The 24,079-nt window shown below is 58.8% G+C and carries 19 protein-coding genes; 11 read left to right on the top strand and 8 right to left on the bottom strand.

Annotated elements, in window-relative coordinates:
• Positions 1–90 precede the first annotated feature (90 nt).
• Both purF and RBB76_RS11540 read left to right on the top strand, forming a co-directional pair.
• A complete protein-coding gene (gene purF / locus RBB76_RS11545) occupies positions 91–1,494 on the top strand; it encodes an amidophosphoribosyltransferase (protein WP_429632757.1) in 1,404 nt (467 codons plus the stop codon).
• 123 nt (positions 1,495–1,617) lie between these two features.
• Positions 1,618–2,043 (top strand): MerC domain-containing protein, encoded by a 426-nt coding sequence (locus RBB76_RS11540; RefSeq protein ID WP_429632650.1) that lies wholly within the window; start codon positions 1,618–1,620, stop codon positions 2,041–2,043.
• Positions 2,044–2,058: 15 nt separating this feature from the next.
• On the opposite strand, the gene RBB76_RS11535 is transcribed toward RBB76_RS11540, so the two are convergent.
• The 5 genes from RBB76_RS11535 to purD form a co-directional block, all read right to left on the bottom strand.
• The gene (locus RBB76_RS11535) at positions 2,059–2,919 is read right to left on the bottom strand and encodes a sugar phosphate isomerase/epimerase family protein (RefSeq protein ID WP_429632648.1); all 861 of its coding nucleotides are present in this window, start codon (positions 2,917–2,919) and stop codon (positions 2,059–2,061) included.
• Between the two features lie 37 nt (positions 2,920–2,956).
• Positions 2,957–3,868: a VOC family protein gene (locus RBB76_RS11530; protein WP_429632646.1), complete on the bottom strand. Its 912-nt coding sequence runs from the start codon at positions 3,866–3,868 to the stop codon at positions 2,957–2,959.
• A 50-nt stretch (positions 3,869–3,918) separates the two neighbouring features.
• Entirely contained in the window at positions 3,919–4,413 is a 495-nt protein-coding gene (locus RBB76_RS11525) for a DinB family protein (protein ID WP_429632644.1), read from the bottom strand.
• A 136-nt stretch (positions 4,414–4,549) separates the two neighbouring features.
• Entirely contained in the window at positions 4,550–5,500 is a 951-nt protein-coding gene (locus tag RBB76_RS11520) for an aldo/keto reductase (RefSeq protein WP_429632642.1), read from the bottom strand.
• Between the two features lie 74 nt (positions 5,501–5,574).
• Positions 5,575–6,864 (bottom strand): phosphoribosylamine--glycine ligase, encoded by a 1,290-nt coding sequence (gene purD / locus RBB76_RS11515; RefSeq protein ID WP_429632640.1) that lies wholly within the window; start codon positions 6,862–6,864, stop codon positions 5,575–5,577.
• A 126-nt stretch (positions 6,865–6,990) separates the two neighbouring features.
• Here purD and RBB76_RS11510 point away from each other — a divergent pair, with 126 nt between their 5' ends.
• Positions 6,991–7,593: a hypothetical protein gene (locus RBB76_RS11510; protein ID WP_429632638.1), complete on the top strand. Its 603-nt coding sequence runs from the start codon at positions 6,991–6,993 to the stop codon at positions 7,591–7,593.
• A gap of 67 nt (positions 7,594–7,660) precedes the next feature.
• On the opposite strand, the gene RBB76_RS11505 is transcribed toward RBB76_RS11510, so the two are convergent.
• Entirely contained in the window at positions 7,661–9,343 is a 1,683-nt protein-coding gene (locus RBB76_RS11505) for a hypothetical protein (RefSeq protein ID WP_429632636.1), read from the bottom strand.
• 418 nt (positions 9,344–9,761) lie between these two features.
• Between RBB76_RS11505 and RBB76_RS11500 the strand changes: the two genes are divergently transcribed.
• Complete coding sequence (locus tag RBB76_RS11500) at positions 9,762–12,668, top strand: aconitate hydratase (protein ID WP_429632634.1); 2,907 nt, start codon at positions 9,762–9,764, stop codon at positions 12,666–12,668.
• 108 nt (positions 12,669–12,776) lie between these two features.
• On the opposite strand, the gene RBB76_RS11495 is transcribed toward RBB76_RS11500, so the two are convergent.
• Together RBB76_RS11495 and RBB76_RS11490 are read right to left on the bottom strand one after the other, a co-directional pair.
• Entirely contained in the window at positions 12,777–14,561 is a 1,785-nt protein-coding gene (locus tag RBB76_RS11495; protein WP_429632632.1) for a carboxypeptidase regulatory-like domain-containing protein, read from the bottom strand.
• A gap of 228 nt (positions 14,562–14,789) precedes the next feature.
• Positions 14,790–15,200, bottom strand: coding sequence for a TOBE domain-containing protein (locus tag RBB76_RS11490; protein WP_429632630.1), 411 nt, complete (start codon positions 15,198–15,200; stop codon positions 14,790–14,792).
• 228 nt (positions 15,201–15,428) lie between these two features.
• Here RBB76_RS11490 and RBB76_RS11485 point away from each other — a divergent pair, with 228 nt between their 5' ends.
• From RBB76_RS11485 to RBB76_RS11455, 7 genes are all read left to right on the top strand, one after another.
• Positions 15,429–16,829 (top strand): sensor histidine kinase, encoded by a 1,401-nt coding sequence (locus RBB76_RS11485; protein WP_429632628.1) that lies wholly within the window; start codon positions 15,429–15,431, stop codon positions 16,827–16,829.
• A gap of 132 nt (positions 16,830–16,961) precedes the next feature.
• The gene (locus RBB76_RS11480; protein WP_429632626.1) at positions 16,962–19,442 is read left to right on the top strand and encodes a RelA/SpoT family protein; all 2,481 of its coding nucleotides are present in this window, start codon (positions 16,962–16,964) and stop codon (positions 19,440–19,442) included.
• A 238-nt stretch (positions 19,443–19,680) separates the two neighbouring features.
• A complete protein-coding gene (gene trpB, locus RBB76_RS11475; protein ID WP_429632624.1) occupies positions 19,681–20,919 on the top strand; it encodes a tryptophan synthase subunit beta in 1,239 nt (412 codons plus the stop codon).
• 10 nt (positions 20,920–20,929) lie between these two features.
• A complete protein-coding gene (gene trpA / locus RBB76_RS11470) occupies positions 20,930–21,691 on the top strand; it encodes a tryptophan synthase subunit alpha (RefSeq protein ID WP_429632622.1) in 762 nt (253 codons plus the stop codon).
• 130 nt (positions 21,692–21,821) lie between these two features.
• Entirely contained in the window at positions 21,822–22,085 is a 264-nt protein-coding gene (locus RBB76_RS11465) for a chorismate mutase (protein ID WP_429632621.1), read from the top strand.
• Positions 22,086–22,164: 79 nt separating this feature from the next.
• Positions 22,165–23,184, top strand: coding sequence for a 3-deoxy-7-phosphoheptulonate synthase (aroF, locus tag RBB76_RS11460; RefSeq protein ID WP_429632619.1), 1,020 nt, complete (start codon positions 22,165–22,167; stop codon positions 23,182–23,184).
• An 18-nt stretch (positions 23,185–23,202) separates the two neighbouring features.
• Positions 23,203–24,057: a prephenate dehydrogenase gene (locus RBB76_RS11455; protein ID WP_429632617.1), complete on the top strand. Its 855-nt coding sequence runs from the start codon at positions 23,203–23,205 to the stop codon at positions 24,055–24,057.
• Positions 24,058–24,079: the final 22 nt, after the last annotated feature.

Here is a 24,079-nt window from a genome sequence, read left to right as displayed (position 1 = left end):
GACTTGAACGGAGTGGGTGCCGACTTGGACGCTGAAGACGAAGTGGAAGATGAGACGCCGTTCGATAAGCTGCGCGAAGAGTGTGGAGTGATGGCGATCTATAACCATCCTGACGCGGCTCGGATGACTTACTGGGGTTTGTATTCGCTGCAGCATCGTGGGCAGGAGTCGGCGGGGATTGCCAGCGCGGATGGGCAGCAGGTGAACGACATCAAGGGCATGGGGCTGGTGTCGGAGATCTTTACCGACGATGTGTTGGGGAAGCTGCCAGGGCATATTGCGATTGGACATACGCGCTACTCAACGACGGGAGATTCGGCGCTGCTGAATGCGCAGCCGATTTCGGTCGAGAGCACGAAGGGACTGATCGCGATTGCGCATAACGGCAACCTGATTAACCTGGGGACGGCGAGGGAGCGGCTGGAGCGCGATGGTGCGATCTTTCAGACGACGTCGGACTCAGAGATCATTATTCAGTTGATTGCGCACTCGACGAAGAACACGCTGATCGACTGCATGGCAGAGGCTCTGAACCAGGTGCAGGGGGCGTTTTCGATTGTGATGATGACGCGGAATCGCATCTTTGCTGCGCGTGATCCGCATGGGTTTCGGCCGCTGGCGATGGGACGAATTGAAGGCAAGGACGGAGCTCCGGATACGTTTTGTTTTGCGAGCGAGACGTGCGCGTTCGACCTGCTGCATGCAAAGTATGAGCGCGACGTGAAGCCGGGTGAGTTGGTGATGGTGTCGGAGGAGGGCGTGACGAGCCGCTACTTCAACACGACGACAGAACAGGCGAGCTGTGTGTTTGAGCATGTTTATTTTGCGCGGCCGGACTCGAAGATCTTTGGGCGGTGGGTGCAACAGTCGCGCGAAGAGATGGGGCGGCAGTTGGCGCGGGAGTCGGGTGTGCCAGCGGATTTGATTGTGCCGGTGCCGGACTCGGGTGTGACGGCGGCGATTGGATATGCGGCGGAGTCGGGGATTCCGTTTAACTTTGGGCTGATTCGAAATCACTATGTGGGACGGACGTTTATACAGCCGGAGCAGCGGGTGAGGGACTTCGGCGTGAGGATGAAGCTGAACCCGATGCGGAATTTGCTGGAAGGTAAGCGCGTGGTGCTGATCGATGACTCGATCATTCGCGGGACGACGTCGAGGAAGATTGTAAGGATGGTGAGGGCTGCGGGGGCAACCGAGGTGCATCTGCGGATCTCTTGTCCACCGACGATTTCGCCTTGTTTTTATGGGGTGGATACGCCTTCGAAGAAAGATTTGATTGCGGCGAACAAGTCTGTTGCGGAGATCTGCGAATTTGTCGAAGCGGATTCGCTGGCGTATCTGAGCCTGGTGGGGCTGACGCACGCTTGTACGAAGGGGGAGCCGGTGGATGGGTTGTCGCCGGGGAGCTTCTGCACGGCTTGCTATACGGGGGACTATCCGACGCAGTGGGTGGATGTGTCGGAGATTCTGCCTGCGGTGACTACGGCTTAGGCTTTCTTCTTCTGATGTGATGCCTGTGGGGAGGAGACTTAACCACGTTAATGATAATAGAATATCAATAGCGAATAGGTTGATGGAATCAGCCTTTCATTTCTTTGTGGAAAGAGTTTGAAAATGAGTGTTTCTTTGCGGGCTTCGAGTTTTTCTGCCGATGATTTGGGGGTGTGTGCTTCTGCGCTCTGCTTGGTGCATTGCGTAGTGACGCCGGTGTTGGTGTCGATGTCGGTGGTGATGGCGCGTTTTATTCCTGGCGAGGAGAGGACGCATCGTGCGCTGGCGGTGGGGGTGGCAGCGCTGGGTGCGATGGCGCTGGTGAAGGGGTTTCGGACGCATGGACGGCGGCGAATTCTTGGGCTGATGGCGCTGGGGCTGGGGTTTATTTTTGCGGGTGCGTTCTTTGGCGGGAGGCTGCCGTCGCATGGGTATGAGGTCGCCGTGACGATGACGGGGAGCGTGCTGATGATCTGCGCTCACCGGATGAACCATACGTTCTGCAGCGAGTGCAGACGATGCTCGCACTCCGAGACGGGAGTTTGTTGACGCGCGAGGTACGCTCTAGGCCTTGATGGTTTGGAGGTAGGCGAAGTTTTCTTTGAGGCTTTCGAGGATGGGGAGCGCGGTGTCGTCCTGGTCGACGTAGGCGTAGCGGATGCCCTGCTTGTGCGCCTGAGCGAAGATGGCGGGCCAGTTGAGGGTTCCCTTGCCTAGTTCGGTGATGTGCTTTGCCTCGGGGCCCATGATGAAGCCAGTGGGCGCGTTGGCGATGCGGTCTTTGAGGTGGAGGAGACGGACGCGGTTGGCGTAGCGGGTGAGCATGGTGAGCGGGTCCTGACCGGCCTGGGCGAGCCAGTACATGTCGAGCTCGAGTTTTACGTAGGCGGGGTCGGTGTGCTTCATGAGCTCGTCGAAGCCTGTGGTGAGGCCCTGGGGGGCCCACTCGTAGCAGTGGTTGTGAAAGGCGAACTGCATGCCGGCGGCGTGGACGCTTTGGCCCCAGGTGGTGAAGTCGGCAGCGGCTTTGCGGAAGCCATCGAGGTTCCATTGGTCTTTGGGGATCATGGGGCAGACCATGTATTCGAGGCCGAGTTGGTGGGCGTACTCGATTTTGGTGGGGACGCTGGCGTAGTCGAAGTGGGCGGAGACGAGGCCTAGGCCGGAGTCGGCGACGATCTTGCGGAGTTCAGGCGCGGGGTGGGTGTAGACGAGGGGAAAGAGCTCGATCTGGGTGTAGCCGATCTGCTGAATGGATTGGAGGATGCCGGCGAGATCCTGCGGGGCCTGCTTGCGGACCATGTAGAGTTGGACGCCATAGTTGAACGGGGCGCCGGCGGCGAAGGCGAAGCTGCTGCGGCCGAGGGTGCAGCCGGCAGCTGTGGCGAGGGCGGAGAGACGGAGGAAGTCGCGGCGGGTGGGCATGGTCGATGCTCCTGATTTCTGGCTGGCTGCGGAGGCGCTAACGGTTTTCGGTCTCGGTGGGCGGCTTGCCGAGGATGGGGGAGCAGCAGGGCGTGCCGGAGGGTTGGAACTCCATGTATTCGACGCGGGTGAGATCGGGGTCGAAGAGGTTGAGCTGGACCTTGCCGTCTTTGCCCATCTGGGATTTGGTGCAGTTGGGGCCTTCGCACTGGTTGCGGGCGAGGGCTGCGATGACGTCGGGCATGTGGGGGGTGCCGAGGGAGAAGTGGTTGAGGACGCCGAGGGTTTTGGCTGAGGGGTTGGGGCCGCCTTCGAGCATGTACTCGAGCCAGTCGGTGCCGTCGGGAACCTGCTGGCTGATCCAGTCGGTCTTGTCTTCTTTCATACCGCCGTGCCAGTAGGGGCGAAAGCCGAGGAGGTCACGGTAGAAGCGGTTTTCGGCGTCGGCATCTTTGACGAGGAAGCCGACGTGGATGATTCGGTGCGAGGGCGCGTTGGGTGAGGCGACGGGGAGGCCGGGAACTTTGGTTCCCTCCTGGACGAAGTAGATCAGGTTGCCTTCGGGGTCGTGGACGGCGAAGGCTCCGTGCGAGAGAGGATGCTCGATGGCGATGTTGTGGGCTTCGAGATAACGCTGTAGGGTTGCGGCGTCACGGGTGGTGAAGGCTACCGCGGCGAGGCGGCTAGTGGGCGCCGGGGTGGGGAGAGCTTCTACTTCAAGCCATTGCAGATCGTTGACGGAGTAGTGTGTGATGCCGTTGCTTTCGGCGTGTCCGTAGCCGAGAGTTTTGCCGTAGAAGGCTGCGGAGGCTGTGGGGTCGGCGGTGTACATGCGGACGAAGGCGATGCCGGTGATGGCGGGACGCTGCTGAGCACGCGTAAAGCTTGAGAGGGAGAGGAGGAGGCAAACTACCGTCAGCAGCGGGACAAAGGGCCTGGCTCTGCGCATGGGAGACAACTTTAGTTGGTGGTCCGACCTTTTGTCAAAACTGTGCTGGATCAGACGGCCTCGAGGTTCATGAGGAGATAGTCCATTCCCCAGTCGGGCTTGATGCCTTGCTGACGGGCGAGGGTGGCGAGTTGTGCGTAGTGGCGAATGCTGTGCAGGAGGAGGTGAAACAGAATGGTTTTCGGAGTGGAACGGGCTGGCCCCATGACTCGGGTAGAAAACTCGATGGGTTGATCCCAGTTCATCTCGGAGGCGAGAAGTTTGTGGACGAGTGCGAAGGCGTGGTCGTGGGTCGCGTATATCTTTTCGACTGAGTCGTAGGGGATGTTGGCGTAGTCGGACGCGGGGAGATCGGATAGGCGCTCGGCGAAGCGAAGCTCAACGGCGACGATGTGCTGCAGGAACTGGGCGACGGATTGAACGTTGTTGACGTCGCAGGGCACAGCGAGCAGTTCTGGGCGTGCGGCTAGGAGGTTGCGCCAGCCGGTGGATGTTTTTTCAACCCAGGCTATAAGTTCCTGAGCGGTGAGTGCGGGTTGGGTCACGGTCTTCTCCTTCTTTTTTATTTACGAAAGATGCCATAAGAATGTTCGGGCGTGACGTGGATTTGAGAACTGGTCGCGACAGGGCTGCGGCATTCGAGCTTGTTTAGTTGCTGCAGCCCTGTCTCGATGTTTGGGTCTATGGATGCGCGGCGAGGAATGCGTTGATCTCCGCGTACTCGGCTTCGGTGAGACGGAAGTTGATTGCGGGGATGACGCCTTCAACCTGATGGGCGTTACGGCCTCCGACGATGGCTGCGGTGATGGCGGGATTGTGGAGCGTCCAGGCGATCGCTACGACTCCCGCAGTGACGTTGTGACGGATGCCGACGGTTTTGAGGAAGTCGGCGACGGCGAGGTTGCGGGAGAGCAGCGGCTCCTGGTAGTTCTTTGCGTTGCGGCGGAAGTCGTCCTTGGGAAGAGAGGCGACGCGCTCTTTGGTCATGGCTCCGGTGAGAAGCCCGGAGTGCATGGGGGCGTAGTTGATGGTGCCGATGTTGTGCTTGTGGGTGAAGGGGAGGATCTCGGCTTCGACGGTTCGGTTGAGCATGGAGTAAGGCGGCTGATTGGAGGTGATGGGAGCGATTTTGAGGGCGCGCTCCATCTGCGAGACGCTGAAGTTGGAGACGCCGATCCAGCGGACTTTTCCTTCGCGCTGCAGGTCGGCCATTACGGTCCAGCCTTCTTCGATGTCTTCATCGGGCTTGGGCCAGTGAACCTGGTAGAGGTCGATGGCTTCGACCTGGAGGCGACGGAGGCTGTCTTCACACTCGCGGCGGATTTGCTTCAGGTTGTTAGTGATCTCGCGTTTGTCGTCCCAGACCATGGAGCTTTTGGTGAAGAGGTAGGGCTTTTGCGAGGCGGATTTGACGGCTTTGCCGACGATCTCTTCCGAGTGGCCGAGGCCGTAGACGGCAGCGGTGTCGATCCAGTTGATGCCGAGGTCGATGGCTTTGTGGATTGCAGCGATGGAGTCGTTATCGTCCTGAGGGCCCCAGGAGAAGGCCCAGTCGCCGCCGCCGATGGCCCATGCGCCGAAGCCGATGGGGGAGAGAAGGAGATCAGAGTTGCCTAATTGTTTCTTATCCATACTCGATTGGACGTGTCTCGAGGTGTGGAGGCTTCAACGATTCAACGAGCAGCAATGGCAGAATGAAACGAAAGCTAGGGTATTGGTTGTTTGCTCAGCGCGCGGTGGCCTATGTCTCGGCGGAACTGCATGCCTTCGAAGGAGATCTTTGCGAGTTCGGCGTAGGCCTTGTCGAGAGCGGTCTGGAGATCGGGGGCTGCGGCGGAGATGGCGAGGACGCGGCCTCCTGCGGTGACGATCTTTCCGTCTTTGAGGGCTGTGCCGGAGTGGAAGATGACTACGTCTTCGGTGGGTTGATCGTTGGCTGTCGGGAGGCCGGAGATGGGTTTGCCTGACGCGTATTTGCCAGGGTAGCCGCCGCTGGCTGCGATGACGCAGACGCTGGCTCCGGGGCGCATGTTGATGGTGAGTTCGTTGGCGGTGCCGTCGATGGAGGCGTTGAAGAGATCGACGATGTCGGTTTCGAGGCGGAGAAGGATGGCTTCTGTTTCGGGGTCGCCGAAGCGCGTGTTGAACTCTAGGACCATGGGGCCGCGAGGGGACATCATGATGCCGCAGAAGAGAATGCCTTTGAAGGGTTCGCCTTCGGAGCGCATGCCGTCGACGACTTTTTGCGCAACGTTGTGGAGGAGCCAGCTGCGCATGGCCGGGGTGGCGATGCCGTCGGTGGAGTAAGCACCCATGCCGCCGGTGTTGAGGCCGGTGTCGCCTTCGCCGACTCGCTTGTGGTCTTGCGCGGAGGCGATCTCGATGGCGTGGATGCCGTCGCAGAGTGCGAAGAAGGAGAGCTCTTCGCCGGTGAGGAACTCTTCGAGGACGACGGCCTCTTCTGTGGTGCCGAGGAGGGAGCCGCTGAACATTTCGGCTGCGGCGGTTTCGGCTTGAAGGTGAGTTTCGCAGATGACGACGCCTTTGCCGGCGGCGAGGCCGGAGGCTTTCACGACGATGGGGACGGAGAAGCGGGGGAGCTCTTCGCGAACCTGGTCGAGTGTGGTGCAGATGCCGTACTCGGCGGTGGGAAGGTCGTGGCGCTGCATGAACTCTTTGGCGAAGGCTTTGCTGGACTCGAGCTGGGCTGCGGCCTGGGTGGGGCCGAAGACGCGGTGGCCGCGTTTGGTGAGCTCGTCGACGAGGCCAAGGGAGAGAGGGACCTCGGGGCCGATGACGGTGAGGGCGGGCTGCTCGATGGTGACGATGTTGATGAGTTCGTGGAGGTTGGCAGCGTCGCAGGGGATGCATCGGGCGATGGCTGCGATACCGCCGTTGCCGGGAGCGCAGAGGATCTCTGTGACTTGAGACGATTTGCGCAGCGCCCATACGATGGCGTGCTCGCGGCCACCACCACCGATTACCAGAACCTTCATTCGCTTACCTGCATTTTCGTGACGTGCTCCTGTGGGATGCGAATTTGGTTCGCTACTTCGAGGCTAGGCATGGTCGCGGGTGAAGTCAAACCGAGACGCGATAAGCTGTTGAGCGGGAGATAGAGAATGATTGGCGATGCGGCGCAGTATCAGGAGTTGATGACGCTTTATGCGAGCTATGGCGATGATGAGTTGGTGGCGCTGGCTCGCGGGATGAGTGACCTGACGGAGATGGCGCAGGAGGCTTTGCGGGGGGAGATTTCGCGGCGTGGGTTGAAGGTTTCGGCGACGCCGGAGCGCTCGGAGGCGAGAGTGCTGAGTGAAGATGATCTGGCGGATCTGCGGGCCTTTGCTGCGCTGGCTCCGGCGGAGTGCGTCTTCGAATATGAGGATGGGCATGGTGCTTCGGCGGCTTCGCTTGCGCTGCGTGAGGCGGGGATTGAGTCGGTGGTTTTACAGCAGGATGGATCGCGGATGGATGTGCGTGGGATTCGGGTTGTGGTGGCTCCTGAGGATGCGGAAGAGGCGGCTCGAGTGTTGTCGCAGCCGCTGGCTGAGAGGTTCAGGAGAGAGGTTGAGGAGGCCGTGCCGGAAGAGTTTGCTTTACCGCAGTGTCCGAAGTGCGGGGGCAATGAGACCTTGCTGGAGGCGGTGGAACCGGCCAACCAGTGGCACTGCGATGATTGCGGACATGACTGGCTGGAGGAGGATCTTTCGCCGGAGGGTTGAGGGCATTTCTTTGAAGCATAAAAAGACCCGCTTGGAAGCGGGTCTTCGTCTCTGTTGTGAAGTGAGATTAGTGGTGTCCTTCTGAATGAGGCTCTGGGTGAGACTGTGGCTGCGGTCTTGGTTGCGAGACCTGCTTTGGTTGGGGCTGAGGACGCGGTTGGCTTTGCGGCGCCGGACGGGACTGAGGCTGCGGCGCCGGACGCGATTGAGGTTGAGGGGCAGGACGTTGCTGGGGTTGCGGCGAGGGACGCTGGAACTCCTGAGGCCGCGGTTGCGGTTGCGGACGGGTGTCTACCGCTGGACGGTTTTGTGGCTGCTCGGGACGGACCTGCGGTTGGACTGGACGCGTCTGCGGTTGCGGCTGAGGCTGGACCGGACGAGTTTCGGGCTGGGCCGGGCGCTGCTGGGGTTGACTGGGTCGGACCTCAGGTTGAGTGGGCCGCGCTTCGGGCTGAGTTGGGCGAGTCTGAGGCTGGCCTGGACGGTTTTCGGGTTGGCCTGGACGAGTCGGTTGAACGGCGGGTTGGCCTGGGCGATTGTCGGGATGAATCGTAGGGTTTGGTTGACCTGGACGGGTTTCGGGCTGGCCCGGCCGGGTAGGCTGAACCGCGGGCTGGCCAGGACGATTGACCTCTCCTGGGCGAGCAGGTTGTACGGCTGGTTGGCCTGGACGAGTTTCAGGTTGGCCTGGGCGGGTCGGTTGGACCGCGGGCTGGCCAGGGCGATTGACGGGCTGCACTGCAGGGCGAGCGACGGCTGCGATGGGACGCGGTGAGGCGACCAAGGCGGGACGGCCCTTGTTCACGTTGTAGAACTGCTGGCGATTTTGAGCGGCCTCGCGCTGGTTCTGATACTGCGTGGACATGGGTGGGACGCGTGGGCCGCGGTTGGCTGCGATCTCGGCGGGTTGAGGGCGAACGTTGATGCCGCCGCGACCGCCGTTGTAGGAGACGCGGTTGATGGTGGTGTTGTTGACGACGACCGTGCGGTTATAGACGTTGGTGATGCGCGTGGTGTTGATGTTGTTGACTGAGCGGTTGTAGTAGAAGTTGCGGCCCTGCCAGTAGCCGCCGTGATAGCCGCTGCCGGTGTAGCCGAAGCCGTAGTTCACACCGCCGTAGAAGCCGATGTGCGGGCCCCAGAAGCCTCGGTGGAAGAGATAGCGGTTGCCGAAGAAGCCCCAGTAGCCGGGGGTCCAGAGAGCACCGTAGAAGGGCGGCGCGCACCAGGCTCCGGGGACCCAGTAGTAGCCGACGGGGGCGTATCCCCAGTAGCCGGGGGTCCAGAGATAGTTGGGCGCGGGGGCTTCGGGCTGTTGATATTCGGGGAGTGGCGGCGGGGGCTGGTTGGCCTCTTCGAGGGCCTGCTGACCCGCGTCTATTTGCGACTCATCGTAGTTGGTGGGGGCGTTGTAGTCGTAGTTCTGGTCGTAGTTCTGGTCAGAGGGCTGCGCGGTCTGGGCGGCGGTGATCGCCTCGTTTTGCGTTGGGGCGGGCTGCTGAGGGTATTGCTCGGAGCTTTGCTCGGGAGTGGACTGGGAGCGGATGCCGAGGACTCTGGCTGGTTGGGGGGCAGGCGCGGGCTGCGTGCCGCTGACGGGCGCCATGTTGGCATCGGCTGGGTCGGGGCCGGAGTTGTCGGGGATAGCTGCGGGCTCGACGCCTTTGTGACAGCCTGAGAGTGTCACCGTGGCAAGTGATGCAGTACCAAGTGCCAGACCTAGAAAAAACTTGGGAAATGATTTGTACATACTGCCAGTCTCCTCGTACCTGCTGCTGGTATAAACACGAACTTATTGAATGAGATGCATTTTTCTGCAAATTGCCGTTTCCGCGGGCGAGGACGACGTCGCCAATGGAGGGATTCTGTTGTGGTGTATGCGGTTACGGTGATTCGAGAGTGTTTAAGCCACGTATGCAATGACCCATCGGTGGGATGGTGGGCGCTTTACTGCGAGGGGCTGAAACGCAGTAAAATTATTTTGATGGCAGGCTGCCTTCCCAACACGAAGCGCTTTCGCCACGGTCGCCCTGACCGCGGACGCTGCTGCTAGTTCGACCCCTCCCCTGAAAACTTGATAGGCTTCAGCCGTTGCCGTCTGCGGTTCGAAGATGTGACCACGGCCCCAACCATCGCGCTACCTAAGAGCGCGCCTCGGAGAAGATACCATGCCGACTCAATCGCATCCTGATTCGTTTAAGAGCTTGTCTACCCTGTCTGTGGGAAAGACCACGTACGATCTGTTTCGTCTGAAAGCGTTGGAAGGAACGGGTGTCGACCTCGGACGACTTCCCTTCTCGCTGCGAATTCTGCTGGAGAATCTGTTGCGGCATGAAGATGGCCGTACGGTGACCGCGGAGGATATTCAGTTTCTGGCTTGTTGGGATCCAAATGCAGAGCCTTCGCGCGAGATTGCGTATATGCCGGCGCGAGTGTTGATGCAGGATTTTACCGGCGTGCCTGCGGTGGTCGATCTTGCTGCGATGCGCGATGCGATGAAGGCTCTAGGCGGCGATCCGGAGAAGATTAATCCGCTGCAGCCGGCGGAGCTGGTGATCGATCACTCGGTGCAGGTGGATGAGTTTGGCACGCAACGGGCTTATGACCTGAATGCGGCGCTGGAGTTTCAGCGGAACCGGGAGCGGTATGCGTTTTTGAAGTGGGGACAGACGGCGTTCAACAATTTTTCTGCGGTGCCGCCGGGGATGGGGATCTGTCACCAGGTGAATTTGGAATATCTCGCTCGAGTGGTGTTTACGACGACGCCTGATGCTCAGGGGAAGGTGTTCGCTTATCCGGATACGCTGGTGGGGACTGACTCGCACACGACGATGGTGAATGGTTTGGGCGTGCTGGGCTGGGGTGTGGGTGGAATTGAGGCCGAGGCCGCCATGCTGGGTCAGCCAGTGAGCATGCTGGTGCCGCAGGTGGTTGGGTTCAAGCTGACGGGCAAGCTGAGGGAAGGCACGACTGCTACGGATCTGGTGCTGACCGTGACCGAGATGCTGCGCAAGCTGGGCGTTGTCGGTAAGTTTGTGGAGTTCTACGGTTCGGGTATCACTGAGCTGCCGTTGGCTGATCGGGCGACGATTGCGAACATGGCTCCGGAGTATGGGGCGACTTGCGGAATCTTTCCGGTGGATGCGGAGACGTTGAAGTATCTGCGGCTGACAGGGCGTAGCGAAGAGCAGATTGAGCTGGTGGAGGCTTACTACCGCGAGCAAGGACTGTTTCATACGGCGGATGCCAAGGAGGCTGTCTACTCGGCGACGATTTCGCTGGATCTGGCGACGGTGGAGTCGAGTGTTGCGGGACCGAAGAGACCGCAGGATCGGGTTGCGTTGTCCGGTGCGGCGGCAAGCTTCAAGGAGCAGCTGCCGTCACTGCTTGGGCCGAATGGGAATAAGCAGGTGATTCGGCAGATGGTGCGCTGGGAGGGTGAAGGTGGGACGGCATCGGATTCCGGCGATTTGAGTAGCAGTGTGGGGGCTTCGGCGCCGGTTGTGGAGGCTCCAGTGGTGCCTGTGATCACGATCAGCGACGAGAAGTTGCCACAGCTCGAGGCTCCGCACGTATCGATTCGCACTCGATTTGGAGTGGATCCGGAGCAGTATCTCGATCATGGATCGATTGTGATTGCGGCGATTACTTCCTGCACGAATACTTCGAACCCCTACGTGATGATGGCGGCGGGTCTGCTTGCGAAGAAGGCGGTGGAGAAGGGATTGAGCACTCCGCCGTGGGTAAAGACATCGTTGGCGCCGGGTTCGCGCGTGGTGACGGACTACTACGTGAAGGCTGGGTTGATGCCTTATCTCGATAAGCTACGGTTTCAGGTGGTGGGGTACGGATGTACGACGTGCATTGGAAACTCGGGGCCTCTGCCCACAGATGTTTCGAAGACGATTGAAGACCATGGACTGGTCGCTGTGTCGGTGCTGTCGGGCAACCGGAACTTTGAGGGACGGATTTCGCCGGAGGTGAGGGCGAACTACCTGATGAGTCCACCGCTGGTGGTTGCGTATGCGCTGGCAGGGCACATTACCCATGATTTCGAGAAGGAAGCGTTGGGGCGCGATCTGGATGGCAAGCCTGTTTTCCTACGGGACATCTGGCCGACGCAGGAAGAGGTTTCGTCGGCGGTGAATTCGTCGATCGATTCGGAGATGTTCCGGCGTCAGTACAGCACGGTTTCGGATGGCGATAACAATTGGAAGAGCCTGAAGGTTCCGGATGGGGAGACATATGGATGGGAGCGGGATTCGACTTATATTCGCAAGGCTCCGTACTTCGATGGGATGCCGGCTACGCCTGCTGCAGTCGAGGATATTCATGGTGCGCGGGTGCTTGCGGTGTTGGGCGATTCTGTGACGACAGATCATATTTCGCCGGCGGGTTCGATCAAACAGAATGGGCCTGCGGGAAAATATCTGACCGAGCATGGAGTGAAGCCTTCGGACTTCAACAGCTATGGTTCGCGGCGCGGCAACCATGAGGTGATGGTGCGAGGGACGTTTGCGAATGTGCGGCTTCGGAATAAGCTCGCTCCCGGGACTGAGGGTGGGGTGACGCGGCTGTTGCCGGATGATGTGCCGATGTCGATCTATGACGCCAGTGTGGAGTATGCGAAGCGCAAGACGCCGCTGGCGATTCTGGCGGGTAAGGAATATGGGTCGGGGTCTTCGCGCGACTGGGCGGCGAAGGGGCCGCGGTTGCTCGGGATCAAGTTTGTGATTGCGGAGAGCTATGAGCGGATTCACCGCTCGAACCTTGTTGGGATGGGGATTCTGCCGCTGCAGTTTTTGCCGGGGCAGAATGTGGAGTCGCTGCGCCTGACGGGTGAGGAAGTGTTTGCGATTGGGGCTGCGCCGGGACAGTTGAAGGCGATGCTCGAGAGCAAGTTCGCCGATGGCAAGGTGGTGACGGTGTTTGCGGAGTCGGACCTGGGGAAGACGATCGAGTTTTCGGCGACAGTGAGAATCGATACGCCGCAGGAGGTTCTGTACTACCAGAACGGCGGGATTCTGCAGTATGTGCTGCGGCAGTTGGCCGGGAAAGATACTGCTTCTGCCTAGCGATTGTTTCAATTGTTCTTTTTTGTCCAGAACTCCGGAGTCGGCAGGGGTTCCCTCGAAGGAAGTCTATCCGCGGCGGGCTCTTGATTGAGCCCACCGCGGGAGTGATCAAAAGGCGAAACGACCACCGATTGTAGGAGCGAGGTTGTCGTCGTAGTGATAGGGGACGCCCGGGCCATGAGGAATGGCGATGGCCATACCGCCGCTCACGTAGGAATATGCTATTCCGGCAAAGGCGTCGAAACGCTTGGTGAAGCGATGATCCACGTAGCCCGACACCTCGTTGAGGGTACCTGCGCAGGAAGCGCGGAAACCGGCTACGGCATCGCATTCCTTCGGAACACGGAAGTCGTTCTGCCGCTGTTGATACCAGGCAAAAGTAAAGTCGGTTTTGCTACGGTAGGTGTACTTCACGCCCGCCCACCAAAGATTCAGCAATCTTTCAGAATCAAGATTGTTGTCTTCGACCCCGCTCAGGATGTAGCCGCCCTGATCCGAGGCGCCCACGCCCAACGGGTCCCTCGGGTTATTCAGCCAAATGTATTCGTAGCCGGCATAGAACTTGAATGGATTCCACGCATACTTCACAGCGCCAATAACGCCGTTGTTGTCGGTCACGATGCCATATAGTGTGTTGCTCGTGCTGATCAAATTAACCCCGGTGATGGGGTTTGTATTGATGCTGTTTGTGGTCGACTGATAGGGCTGCGTCGGACTCTGAGGCCCCAGCAAGGGGTTCAGTACGCTGATCGCCTGGTTGTAGTGTTGAAAGAGGAGGTCGGCAGAGAGCTTGCCGTGCTCTCCACCGAGGTCGAATCCATAGGCGTTGTTATGCGCTGACTCCGGGGTACAGGTGGCGGCAGTCCAGGTTGCAGAGGCTGAAAAGCAGCCGCCAGAGCCGTCGGCGAATTTATACATTGCGCCAAAATGGGCCGGGCCATAGGTGAGGCGATACTTCAGGGCGGAGTCCCAGCGGCTGTCCTCGGTGTCGCCGCCGCCGGCCATCGTGCCGTTGTAGCCGATGTACGAAAAGGCATAGCCGCCGTTGCCTGGATCGTACTGGAGCATCGCATCGGTACCAAGCGCGCGCTGACGACCGAAGGTCAGCGTGCCGAAGTGCGTGGACGATATGCCGCCATAGATTTCATCATTGAAGGGTTGGCCCGCGCGGGCGCCGTCGATGGTGTACGAATAACTCGCCCTGGGAAGACCGTTGTTAATGATCTGCGTCTTCGACGCGTCGGCAAGCAGGCCGGACTGCGGATTGATGCCAGTTGACGCGTTGAACACAACGAACCAGCCAGGCAGAAACTCTTCTTTGCCCCTGATGCCCAGACCCGTCTGCTGCAGGTTGTTCGGCGCGATGAGGAATCGATGTTGATAGCCGTTTCGGTTTACCAGAGAGGCGCCTTCATAGTTATAGCCGTTCTCCGGTAATCCGTGGCTGACCCAGCCGCCGCCAATGTCATACGCACCGTACAGCGTTATGCCGTGCCATGTCAGCGCGCAATCGGTGGCGGCGAACTCGCGGCCGGTCGCGCAGGCGTCGGAGCCGTTGAGCCGCATCTGAAGGTCGACCGCTGCATCCTGGCCAGCGGACACACTGATTCCTGTGCGCGTTCCATCGGCGAAGCCTTGCTTTGTGGCGCGGACCTCATAACGTCCGACCGGAACCGCAACGATCTCATACTGCCCGACCGGGCTTGTGACGGCACTTCGCGAGACTCCTGTCTCAACGTCCTTTGCTGTCACAGACGCGCCAGCAACGACACCGCCAGTTGAATCGGTGACCCTGCCGGACAAGGTCCCTGATGTCTGCGCTTCTGCAGGAACGGAACACAGCCACCACAGGCATGGAAGTAGTAGGAAAGAGCGGAAGACTGTAAGTTTCATTGCGGCCTCGTCGAGTGGAACAAGCGAATCTTGCGGTTCCTTACGCCTGGCGTTTTACGCGCATCAGCGCGCAAAACATTGAATAGCCAATGCGTTCTTGAACAGAGAAAGTGCTGAGTTGGATTGCGAGTCCTTCCCGGCTGGGAAGGCAGGAAGGAGTCTTCGGTTCACGCCGTAGCGGGAGCATTCTTCGATCTAAACGAATTAAACCGTTATTGTCAATCGGATCTATTCGGGTAGAACGATCATTACTTCAGTGGATTTGATTAGAGCAATAGCGAGCTGCCCGCTCTTCAGGCGCAATTCCCGCACGGCATCAGCTGTGATAATCGAAGTAATTCGCTGATCGCCCACTGCAAGTGTGATCTGTGCGAGCAGACCGCTAATCTTGATATCGGTGATTCGTCCGGTCAGCTGGTTTCGGCCGCTAACACGTCGAAACATGCGACGCGTCTTCTCAGGTTTTCCTTTGACGGAAGACCGAGGCAGCAGGCGGTCGATTTCAGCTTCGGTGATTCGATGGTGTCCCCCGGGGGTTTGGACACTCTTTAGTTTTCCGTTGTAGATCCACTGTTTCAGCGATGGGTAGCTGACACCCAGCACTTGAGCTGCCTCACGAGGAGTATAGAGCTTGGGCATGGTCTTCCTGCAGAGGATAGTTCGGTCGGAAGGCTACCGCAAGTCATAAGTTCATTAGCCCGTTGAGCGCTGATCTGCTGAGCAGTCCTTTGTGCGCCCCAAGGGGGTCCGGTCCTCGACTCTCTTCAAGTCCGATCATAAGATTTTTCCTGATTCGGACGAGTCCCATCAAGTCCGTGCTCACTCTGATAAATGTTGTCGGGAGCAATCTGCTCTAAGGAGGGTTGTATGCCCGTGATAGCACATGATCTTATCGATCGACTGGCGCAGCACAGAACCCTGAGCGGAGCGCCTCGGACCGAGCTGGAGTGGCTGGCAGCGCACGGGTCCATTCGAAATCTGAATGCTGGAGAAGCATTAAGTAGGAAGGACCGCCCGGTGGAGGGCCTGTTCCTTATTCTCTCCGGACGACTGGCTGTGTTTGTCGATCGTGCGGACGGGCCGAGCAAATTCGTTGAATGGCATGAAGGAGATGTCACGGGTGTTTTGCCGTATTCGCGGATGGTGAATCCGCCCGGAGATGTAAGCGCCCTGGAACCGGTGGAGGTTTTCGCGATTCCCCGCGAGCATCTCAGGTCGATGACGCGAGAATGTCACGAAATTACTACGATTTTGGTGCATAAGATGCTTGATCGCGCCCGGCTTTTTACTTCAAGTGAATTGCAAAACGAAAAGATGATCTCGCTGGGGAAACTGTCGGCGGGTTTGGCGCATGAACTCAATAATCCTGCCTCGGCGATCGAGCGTTGCGCGGCGATGCTTGAGAATCGTCTGAAAGACTCCGAAGAGGCTACACGCGATCTGGCTGCGGAGACACTGAGCGATGAGCAGATTGCCACCGTGGAGGCAGTTCGCAGGGCCTGCACGGCGAAAAGGATCCATGAGGCGCGGTCTACGCTGGAACAATGTGATCGCGAAGAGGCGATTGAAGGGTGGCTTGCCAGGCACGGACTGGACACGGCGAACGCACAGATGCTCGCCGATACCGAGGTGACGTTTGAGGTGCTGGAAGTGTTGGCTGCCGGGGTGGAGCGACCGGCTTTGAACGCGGTGTTGCGGTGGGCAGCCGCCGGCTGTGCAGTGCGGAATCTGACTTCGAAGATTCAGGAATCGGCGACGCGCGTCTTGAACCTGGTGAATGCGGTGAAGGGATTTACCCACATGGACCAGGCGAACGTGGCGGAGCCAGTGGATCTGGGGACTTGCTTGGCGAACACAGTGGCGGTACTTCAGTCGAAGGCGCGTGAGAAGTTGGTGGATGTGACGCTCGAGCTAGAGGCCGAGGTGCCAAAGGTTCGTGGCTTTGCAGCCGAATTGAATCAGGTGTGGGGGAATCTGATCGACAACGCATTGGACGCCGCAGACAATGGAGGCCGGGTGCAGGTCCTTGCGAATCGAGAGGACCAAAGTGTTGTGGTGCGGATTCTCGATGACGGTGCCGGGATTCCGCACGAGATTCGCGACCGAATCTTCGATCCATTCTTCACAACCAAACCGATGGGACAGGGAACCGGCCTCGGGCTTGATATCGCCCGGCGCCTGGTCCGCCATAATGAGGGTGCGATCGCTTTCGAATCGCAGCCAGGCCGGACGGAGTTTCGAGTCACCCTGCCGATGGCGGAGACCTAGCCGGACGGAGGTGTGCGATCACTGGATTATCGGCGATTCGGAACATGGTGGCAGGGTTGATGTGAATTCGAGCCTGAGTAGCCTTCTTTCGCTATGACTGTAAAGGGTTGACGGTTCAGCCTATAATGAACTATGGCAATCGCTCCTCCAGCCGCTTCGCAGGCTGGCCCGCAGCCGAAGCCGAACGACGAACCGAAGAGCCAGCCGGATGTGGAACATACCGAGACGGGAATCGAGCTGGAGGCAGCTCTTCCTGTCGCGGAGCCACCGGCGGCATCGGACACGATCCCTCGCGTGAAACGAAAGAAGCAGGCGGTAACGCCTGACACGTCCGCTCTTGTGATTGCGGGTGTGGACGAGTCTTCGGCGAGCCATCTGCCGGGTAGTTCGGCGAAGGATATTCACGCGGTGGATGCGAAGTTTCATCGCTTGCTGGAGACGGTGCATGAGAACCGACCGGCGGATGACCTGGAGATTATTCGCAAGGCGTGGGCGTTCTGCCTGCAACAACATGAGGGACAGAAGCGGGCCAGTGGCGAGCCATACATCATTCATCCGCTCGAAGTGGCGCAGGTGCTGGCTGAGTTGAAGATGGATTCGACGGCAATTGCGGCGGGGTTGCTGCATGATGCGGTGGAAGATACGGATGTGACTTCAGCTGAGATTGCGAAGAGGTTTGGGGATCAGGTAGCGCACATCGTTGAGGGTGTGACGAAGCTGGAGAAGATCAAGTTTGCCAATCGCGAAGACCATCAGGCGGAGAACATTCGCAAGATGCTGCTGGCGATGGTGACCGATGTTCGCGTGGTGATTATTAAGCTCGCGGACCGGTTACATAATATGCGGACGCTGGAGCATCTGAAGCCGGAGAAGCAGCAAAAGATCGCACGGGAGACGCTGGATATCTACGCTCCGCTGGCGCACCGGCTGGGCATGGGCAAGCTGCGCGGCGAGCTGGAGGATCTTGCGTTTCGGTATACCGATCCTTATGCGTATGAGCAAGTGTCGACCGAAGTGGAGGCGCTGCGCGGGGCGGGTGAAGAGTTTTTGCAGAAGATCGTGAAGCAGCTTGAGGCGAAGCTGAAGGAGTTCAAGATCGAGGGGCGGGTGGAGTCGCGAATCAAGCGGCTGTATTCGATTCAACAGAAGCTCGTGGACCAGAAGATTCCTGTGGATCAGGTCTATGATCTGTTGGCGATTCGCGTGATTTGTAACTCGGTGCAGGATTGTTATGCGCTGTTGGGTCTGCTGCACTCGATCTGGCGGCCTGTGCCGGGAAGGATTAAGGACTTCATCGCGATGCCTCGGCCGAATCTTTACCAGTCGCTGCATACGACGCTGATTGCAGAGGGTGGGCATCAGTTTGAGGTGCAGATTCGTACAGAGGATATGCATCGCGTCGCGGAGGAAGGGATTGCGGCGCACTGGAAGTACAAGGCCTCAGACAATGTAAGCGCGAAGGATGAGCAGCGGCTGGCGTGGGTGCGGCAGTTGATGGAATGGCAGCGGGAGATGACCGATCCCAACGAGTTCATGTCGACGCTGAAGATCGATTTGTATCCGGAGGAGGTTTACACCTTTACTCCCAAGGGCAAAGTGGTGGTGTTGCCGAAGGATGCGAGTCCGATCGATTTTGCTTACACGATTCATACCGAGGTCGGGAATACGACGGTTGGCGCGAAGGTGAATGGGCGGATCGTGCCACTGAGGACGAAGCTGCGTAACGGAGATATTGTTGAGATTTCGACGCAGACAGGACATGCTCCTAGCCGCGACTGGCTCAGCTTTACGAAGAGCTCGCGGGCACGGAACAAGATCAAGCATTGGCTGAATGAACACCAGCGTGAGCGAGCGATTGAGATTGGCAAGAAGCTGCTGGATCGCGAGGCGAGGAAGTACAAGCTGTCGCTGGGTAAGTTCCACGAGGCCGACTACGACAAGGTTGCCAGTGAGTATGGGTTGGGGACGCAGGCGGAGTTGCTGGCGGGCGTGGGGTTTGGGAAGTTTTCGGCGCGGCAGGTGCTGAATAAGTTGGAGCCTGGTTCGACGATGTCGGCTGAGCCTGTGTTGCCCGAGGGTGGAGTCGGCAATACGATTGGGCAGATGTCGGAGGCGGTGAAGCGGGTCTTCTTCGGGAAGGGATCGGACTCGCTGCAGGTGGAGGGGCAGGACGATCTGCTGGTGTACCGGGCGCGCTGTTGTAACCCAATTCGTGGTGAAGAGATTGTCGGGTATGTGACGCGGGGTAAGGGCGTGGCAGTGCATGCCAGAAGCTGTCCTAATGTACAGAATTTGCTGTATGAGTCGGATAGAAGGATCCAGGTGGAGTGGTCGCCTGCGCCGACGGAGCCAGGAACAACGAAGGCACAAACTTATCCGGTGAAGCTGACGGTACTGTGCGACGACCGATCGGGGATGCTGAAGGAGTTTACGGCGATCATCTCGGACGACGGGACGAACATTCGCAGCGTGGATACGAAGCCGATGCCAGATGGTCAAGTTGTCGTGGACTTTGTGGTGGAGACGGTGGATGTGCGGCATCTGAATAAGCTGGTGCAGAATCTGCGGAAGGTCCCTGGGGTGCGGGATGTTCAGCGAGTGCAGAAGATCTAGATTTGACAATTGGTGGGTTGCAGAGCGAACGAGCAGGATGTATGGTTGATACCAAGATGATTCTTCAGTCCAGCCGAATTTCGTTTATTCTCCGCTATTGGCGCACAATAGCGGCATCGGCGGAGTAGCTTCATCTGAGAGATAGTAATAGCTTCAGTTGATTCGACATCCATACGAGCCGCGACCCTTCCGAGTCGCGGCTTTTGTTTTGTGTAAGGCGAGATTGCAGGAGTGACCGATGAGTGCGAGTTCAACGATAGGTGTGACGGCGGCGGTAGCGGGGCGATTTGGCGCGTACGGCGGGAGATATGTTCCGGAGACGCTGATGGCTGCATTGGAGGAGCTGGAACAGGCGTATGCCGTGGCACAGAAAGACGCAGCGTTTCAGGCGGAGCTGGATGACCTGTTGCATCACTACTGCGGAAGGCCCACTGCTCTGTATTTTGCAAAGCGACTGACGGAGCAGCTGGGTGGGGCGAAGATTTATTTGAAGCGGGAAGATCTGCTGCACACCGGAGCGCACAAGATCAACAATGCGCTGGGGCAAGGGCTGCTGGCGCGGCGGATGGGAAAGCAGAGGATTATCGCCGAGACTGGGGCGGGGCAACATGGGGTCGCGACGGCGACGGTTTGCGCGCTGCTGGGACTGGAGTGCGTTGTCTACATGGGCGAAGAGGATATGCGGCGGCAGGAGTTGAATGTGTACCGCATGCGGCTGCTGGGCGCGGAGGTACGCGGAGTTTCGGCTGGGTCTGCGACGCTCAAGGACGCGATCAATGAAGCGATGCGGGATTGGGTGACGAATGTTCGGACTACCTATTACATTCTCGGGAGTGCGCTGGGCGCGCATCCTTATCCGACGATGGTGCGGGATTTTCATCGTGTGATCAGCCGTGAAGCGCGGGCGCAGATGCTGGAGCAGGAGGGTAAACTGCCGACTGCGATTGTGGCTTGTGTGGGAGGCGGGTCCAATGCAATTGGCGCATTTTATGAGTTTTTGCCGGATGCGAATGTGCAACTGATTGGCGTTGAAGCAGGTGGGCGCGGGACGGCGTTAGGTGAGCATGCGGCGCGATTCCAGAAGGTTGGGGGCGGCTTGCCGGGCGTGCTGCAGGGTACGTACTCATATGTGTTACAAAATGATGCCGGACAGGTTAGCAGCACTCATTCTGTTTCTGCCGGGTTGGACTATGCGAGTGTGGGGCCGGAGCATGCGATGCTGCATGATTCGGGACGGGCGAGCTACGTTTCCTGCTCGGACGATGATGCGTTGAAGGCTACGGTGACGCTATCGCGAACCGAGGGGATTTTGCCAGCGCTTGAGAGCGCTCATGCGGTGGCAGAGGCGGTTCGACTGGCTCCGACGATGGCGAAGACGGATGTGTTGATGGTGAACCTGTCGGGGCGCGGCGATAAGGATATGGGGATCCTGGCGAGGGAGCTTGATTTGAAGGGCAGCGAGAGAGCGAAAGGCTAAGTACAGAACGATGGCGATTGAATTTAGAAAGAAGCCGGGGATTGTTGCTTATTTGACTGCGGGCGATCCGGACCTGGCGACGACCAAGGATACTGCGCTGGCTGCGATCGATAACGGCGCTGATGTTATTGAGCTGGGCGTTCCGTTCAGCGATCCCCTGGCGGATGGTCCGGTGATCCAGCGGGCGAGTGAGCGGGCCGTAGCGCGCGGAGTGAGGCTGACCGATGTGCTCGAACTGGCGAAGGAGCTGCGTGCGGCAAGACCGGCGGCGGGGCTGGTGCTGTTTTCTTATCTCAACCCAGTAGTGCGGATGGGGATGCAGACCTTCTGTGCGCGGGCTGCCGAGGCTGGCGCTGACGGAGTGTTGTTGACCGATATGATCGTAGAGGAAGCGAGCGAGTACTTGGCGGAGATGAATGCCCATGGGCTGTCGCCAATCTTCTTGGCGGCGCCGACGAGTCCCGATGCTCGTCTGAGGGCTATTGCGGGGGTGTCGCAGGGGTTTGTGTATGCGATCTCACGGGTTGGGATTACCGGGACGCAGCAGAAGGTGGCCGGAGATGCTTCGGAGTTGGTGACGCGACTGCGGCAGTTTACGAAGCTGCCGATTGCAGTGGGATTCGGCATCTCCAATGCAGAGCACGTGAGGGCGGTGGGTGAGTTTGCGGACGCGGCGATCATCGGCAGCGCGCTGGTAGCGCTGATCGAGAAAAGTCCGGCGAAGGAAGCAGCGACTGCTATTGGGCAGTTCATCGCGGGGTTGCGAACATGAACGCTGGCAGGAAGGCAGGGCGAAGCGGCACGATGCGGCGTTTATCATTGTCTATACAGGATGGCTCTGTACAAAATTGTCTGCAACGAACTGCGCTTGCGTGGGTGCCGTTGCATTGCGAGGAGAATAGATGGATATCTCCGACTGGAGACAGAAGATTGATGAGCTGGATGTCGAAATCGTTCGGCTCATCAACAAACGTGCGGAAGCTGCGCGTGCGATTGGAGAGCTCAAGAAGACGGCAGATTTGCCAGTCTATGAACCGCGCCGCGAGCAGGAGGTCTTCGATCGCGTTCGCGAGGCGAATCCTGGACCATTGGCCGACGCTGAGCTGCTTCACGTTTATGAGCGAATTATCGACGTAATGCGAACGCTGCAGCGAAGGGATCTATAGCATTCCGAGTCGACCGGAATAGGTGATCTTTTGGTTTTTGTATCTAATTTGGTTACGTAAAGAGAGTGACGCGAAGACGATGATAGTTGCGATGCATGGCGAGGCGACGGAAGAAAACATACAACAGGTGATCGAACGCATGGTGGAGCTTGGCTTCAACGTTCACCGGACGACAGGGGCGGCACAGACGATTCTCGCCGGGGTCGGGACCCCGGAACATTTTGAGGTTGCCGAGTTCAAGGTGTTGGCCGGCGTTTACGATGCGTATCGAATCTCGTCGCCGTACAAACTGGCGGGGCGAAGCTTCAGGCCGGGGGGGACGACAATTACGTTTCCGAACGGAGTGGTGGTTGGCGGAGAGGAAGTTGTGGTGATGGCGGGTCCCTGCTCGGTGGAGTCGCGGGAGCAGATTCTGACCAGCGCGAAACAAGTTGCCGCAGCGGGGGCAAAGTTTTTGCGGGGGGGAGCGTTTAAACCTCGCAGCTCGCCTTATAGCTTTCAGGGCATGGGGCTTGATGGCCTGAAGTTGCTGCGTGAGGTCTCCGATGAGACGGGTCTTTTGGTTATCACCGAGGTGATGGAGATCTCGCAGATCGAGTTGATGCTGCCCTACATCGATTGCTTCCAGGTGGGTGCGCGGAATATGCAGAACTTCAATCTGCTGCGCGAACTTGGACATGTGAGAAAGCCGGTGCTGATGAAGCGGGGAATCTCGGCGACGATCGAAGAGGTGCTGTTGAGCGCGGAGTATATTCTGTCGGGCGGTAACTACAACCTGATGCTGTGTGAGCGGGGGATTCGGACGTATGAGACGTATACGCGGAATACGATGGATATCTCGGCGATTCCAGTGTTGAAGAAGCTAACGCATCTGCCGGTGCTGGGCGATCCCTCGCATGGTGTCGGGATTCGAGATCTGGTGCCTCCGATGGCGCTGGCGAGTGTGGCTGCTGGTGCGGATGGATTGTTGATGGAGATGCATCCGAATCCGGATAAGGCGATGAGCGACGGAGCACAGAGTTTGTATCCGGAACAGCTACAAAAGCTGATGGCGCAACTGAAGCTGCTGGCACCGGTAGTGAACAGAGTGATGGCTTAGGACGAGGATTCCGACATAATGGAGCGGGTTTTCATCATCGGGACGGGATTGATTGGGGCCTCTACGGGCCTGGCGTTGCGTGCGGCTGGATTTGGCGGGCGCATCGATGGGTGGGATGCGAGCCAACTTGAGATGGCTTCTGCGGTACAGATGGGGGCGATTGACGGCAGAGCTGCGAGTCGCGAGAACGCTCTCGAACTGGCGCGGCTGGCAGATGTAACCGTGCTGGCAGTTCCGGTGCTTGCGATCAAAGACTGGATGCAGCAGCTTGCGCCAGTGCTCGGTGCGGGACAACTTGTGACCGATGTTGGGAGCACTAAGCTTGAGATAGTAGAGTTGGCACGGCAGCTGTTTGCTGGAGATACGACCGCTGTCTTCCTGCCTGGGCATCCGATGGCGGGTAAGGAATCAGGCGGCGCGCTGCTCGCGGAAGCAGGGCTCTTTGATGGCGCGATGTGGTTGTTCACGCCTGTATCTGTCGAAATGGCAGCGATTGAGAAAGACTGGCGTGGGTGGGTTGGTTGTTTTGGTTCGCGCATGCTGGACATGGATGCCGCGCGGCATGATGAGCTGTGCGCGTGGGTGAGCCACCTCCCACAGATGCTTTCGACTGCACTGGCCGCGCTGCTTGAGGAGAAGTTTGGCGATGCTCCGGAGATTGCTGCGATTGGAGGACGGGCGTTGCGGGAGACTACGCGACTTGGAGCCAGCCCTTACAGCATGTGGAGAGACGTAGCGATGACGAACACCGGGCCGGTCTCGGACACTCTGTTGGCGTTGGAGCAACGGCTGCAGCACGTGCGGGAGAATCTGCGAACGCCGGAGTTGCGGGATGAGTTTGTGCTGGCGAATCGATTTCGTCAGCGGCGTTGATTCGTGTGGTTGAGAAAGAAAT

Origin of the sequence: Tunturiibacter psychrotolerans (assembly GCF_051013365.1) — a bacterium.
Lineage (GTDB): Bacteria > Acidobacteriota > Terriglobia > Terriglobales > Acidobacteriaceae > Edaphobacter > Edaphobacter psychrotolerans_A.
This window is presented reverse-complemented; position numbering and strand designations above follow the sequence as displayed.

What these genes read in the sequence shown, in the direction of transcription:
- purF (WP_429632757.1), top strand. Translation starts at nt 91, where the DNA reads ATGGCGATCTATAACCATCCTGACGCGGCTCGGATGACTTACTGGGGT.
- RBB76_RS11540 (WP_429632650.1), top strand. Translation starts at nt 1,618, where the DNA reads ATGAGTGTTTCTTTGCGGGCTTCGAGTTTTTCTGCCGATGATTTGGGG.
- RBB76_RS11535 (WP_429632648.1), bottom strand. Translation starts at nt 2,919, where the DNA reads ATGCCCACCCGCCGCGACTTCCTCCGTCTCTCCGCCCTCGCCACAGCT.
- RBB76_RS11530 (WP_429632646.1), bottom strand. Translation starts at nt 3,868, where the DNA reads ATGCGCAGAGCCAGGCCCTTTGTCCCGCTGCTGACGGTAGTTTGCCTC.
- RBB76_RS11520 (WP_429632642.1), bottom strand. Translation starts at nt 5,500, where the DNA reads ATGGATAAGAAACAATTAGGCAACTCTGATCTCCTTCTCTCCCCCATC.
- purD (WP_429632640.1), bottom strand. Translation starts at nt 6,864, where the DNA reads ATGAAGGTTCTGGTAATCGGTGGTGGTGGCCGCGAGCACGCCATCGTA.
- RBB76_RS11510 (WP_429632638.1), top strand. Translation starts at nt 6,991, where the DNA reads ATGATTGGCGATGCGGCGCAGTATCAGGAGTTGATGACGCTTTATGCG.
- RBB76_RS11505 (WP_429632636.1), bottom strand. Translation starts at nt 9,343, where the DNA reads ATGTACAAATCATTTCCCAAGTTTTTTCTAGGTCTGGCACTTGGTACT.
- RBB76_RS11500 (WP_429632634.1), top strand. Translation starts at nt 9,762, where the DNA reads ATGCCGACTCAATCGCATCCTGATTCGTTTAAGAGCTTGTCTACCCTG.
- RBB76_RS11495 (WP_429632632.1), bottom strand. Translation starts at nt 14,561, where the DNA reads ATGAAACTTACAGTCTTCCGCTCTTTCCTACTACTTCCATGCCTGTGG.
- RBB76_RS11490 (WP_429632630.1), bottom strand. Translation starts at nt 15,200, where the DNA reads ATGCCCAAGCTCTATACTCCTCGTGAGGCAGCTCAAGTGCTGGGTGTC.
- RBB76_RS11485 (WP_429632628.1), top strand. Translation starts at nt 15,429, where the DNA reads ATGCCCGTGATAGCACATGATCTTATCGATCGACTGGCGCAGCACAGA.
- RBB76_RS11480 (WP_429632626.1), top strand. Translation starts at nt 16,962, where the DNA reads ATGGCAATCGCTCCTCCAGCCGCTTCGCAGGCTGGCCCGCAGCCGAAG.
- trpB (WP_429632624.1), top strand. Translation starts at nt 19,681, where the DNA reads ATGAGTGCGAGTTCAACGATAGGTGTGACGGCGGCGGTAGCGGGGCGA.
- trpA (WP_429632622.1), top strand. Translation starts at nt 20,930, where the DNA reads ATGGCGATTGAATTTAGAAAGAAGCCGGGGATTGTTGCTTATTTGACT.
- RBB76_RS11465 (WP_429632621.1), top strand. Translation starts at nt 21,822, where the DNA reads ATGGATATCTCCGACTGGAGACAGAAGATTGATGAGCTGGATGTCGAA.
- aroF (WP_429632619.1), top strand. Translation starts at nt 22,165, where the DNA reads ATGATAGTTGCGATGCATGGCGAGGCGACGGAAGAAAACATACAACAG.
- RBB76_RS11455 (WP_429632617.1), top strand. Translation starts at nt 23,203, where the DNA reads ATGGAGCGGGTTTTCATCATCGGGACGGGATTGATTGGGGCCTCTACG.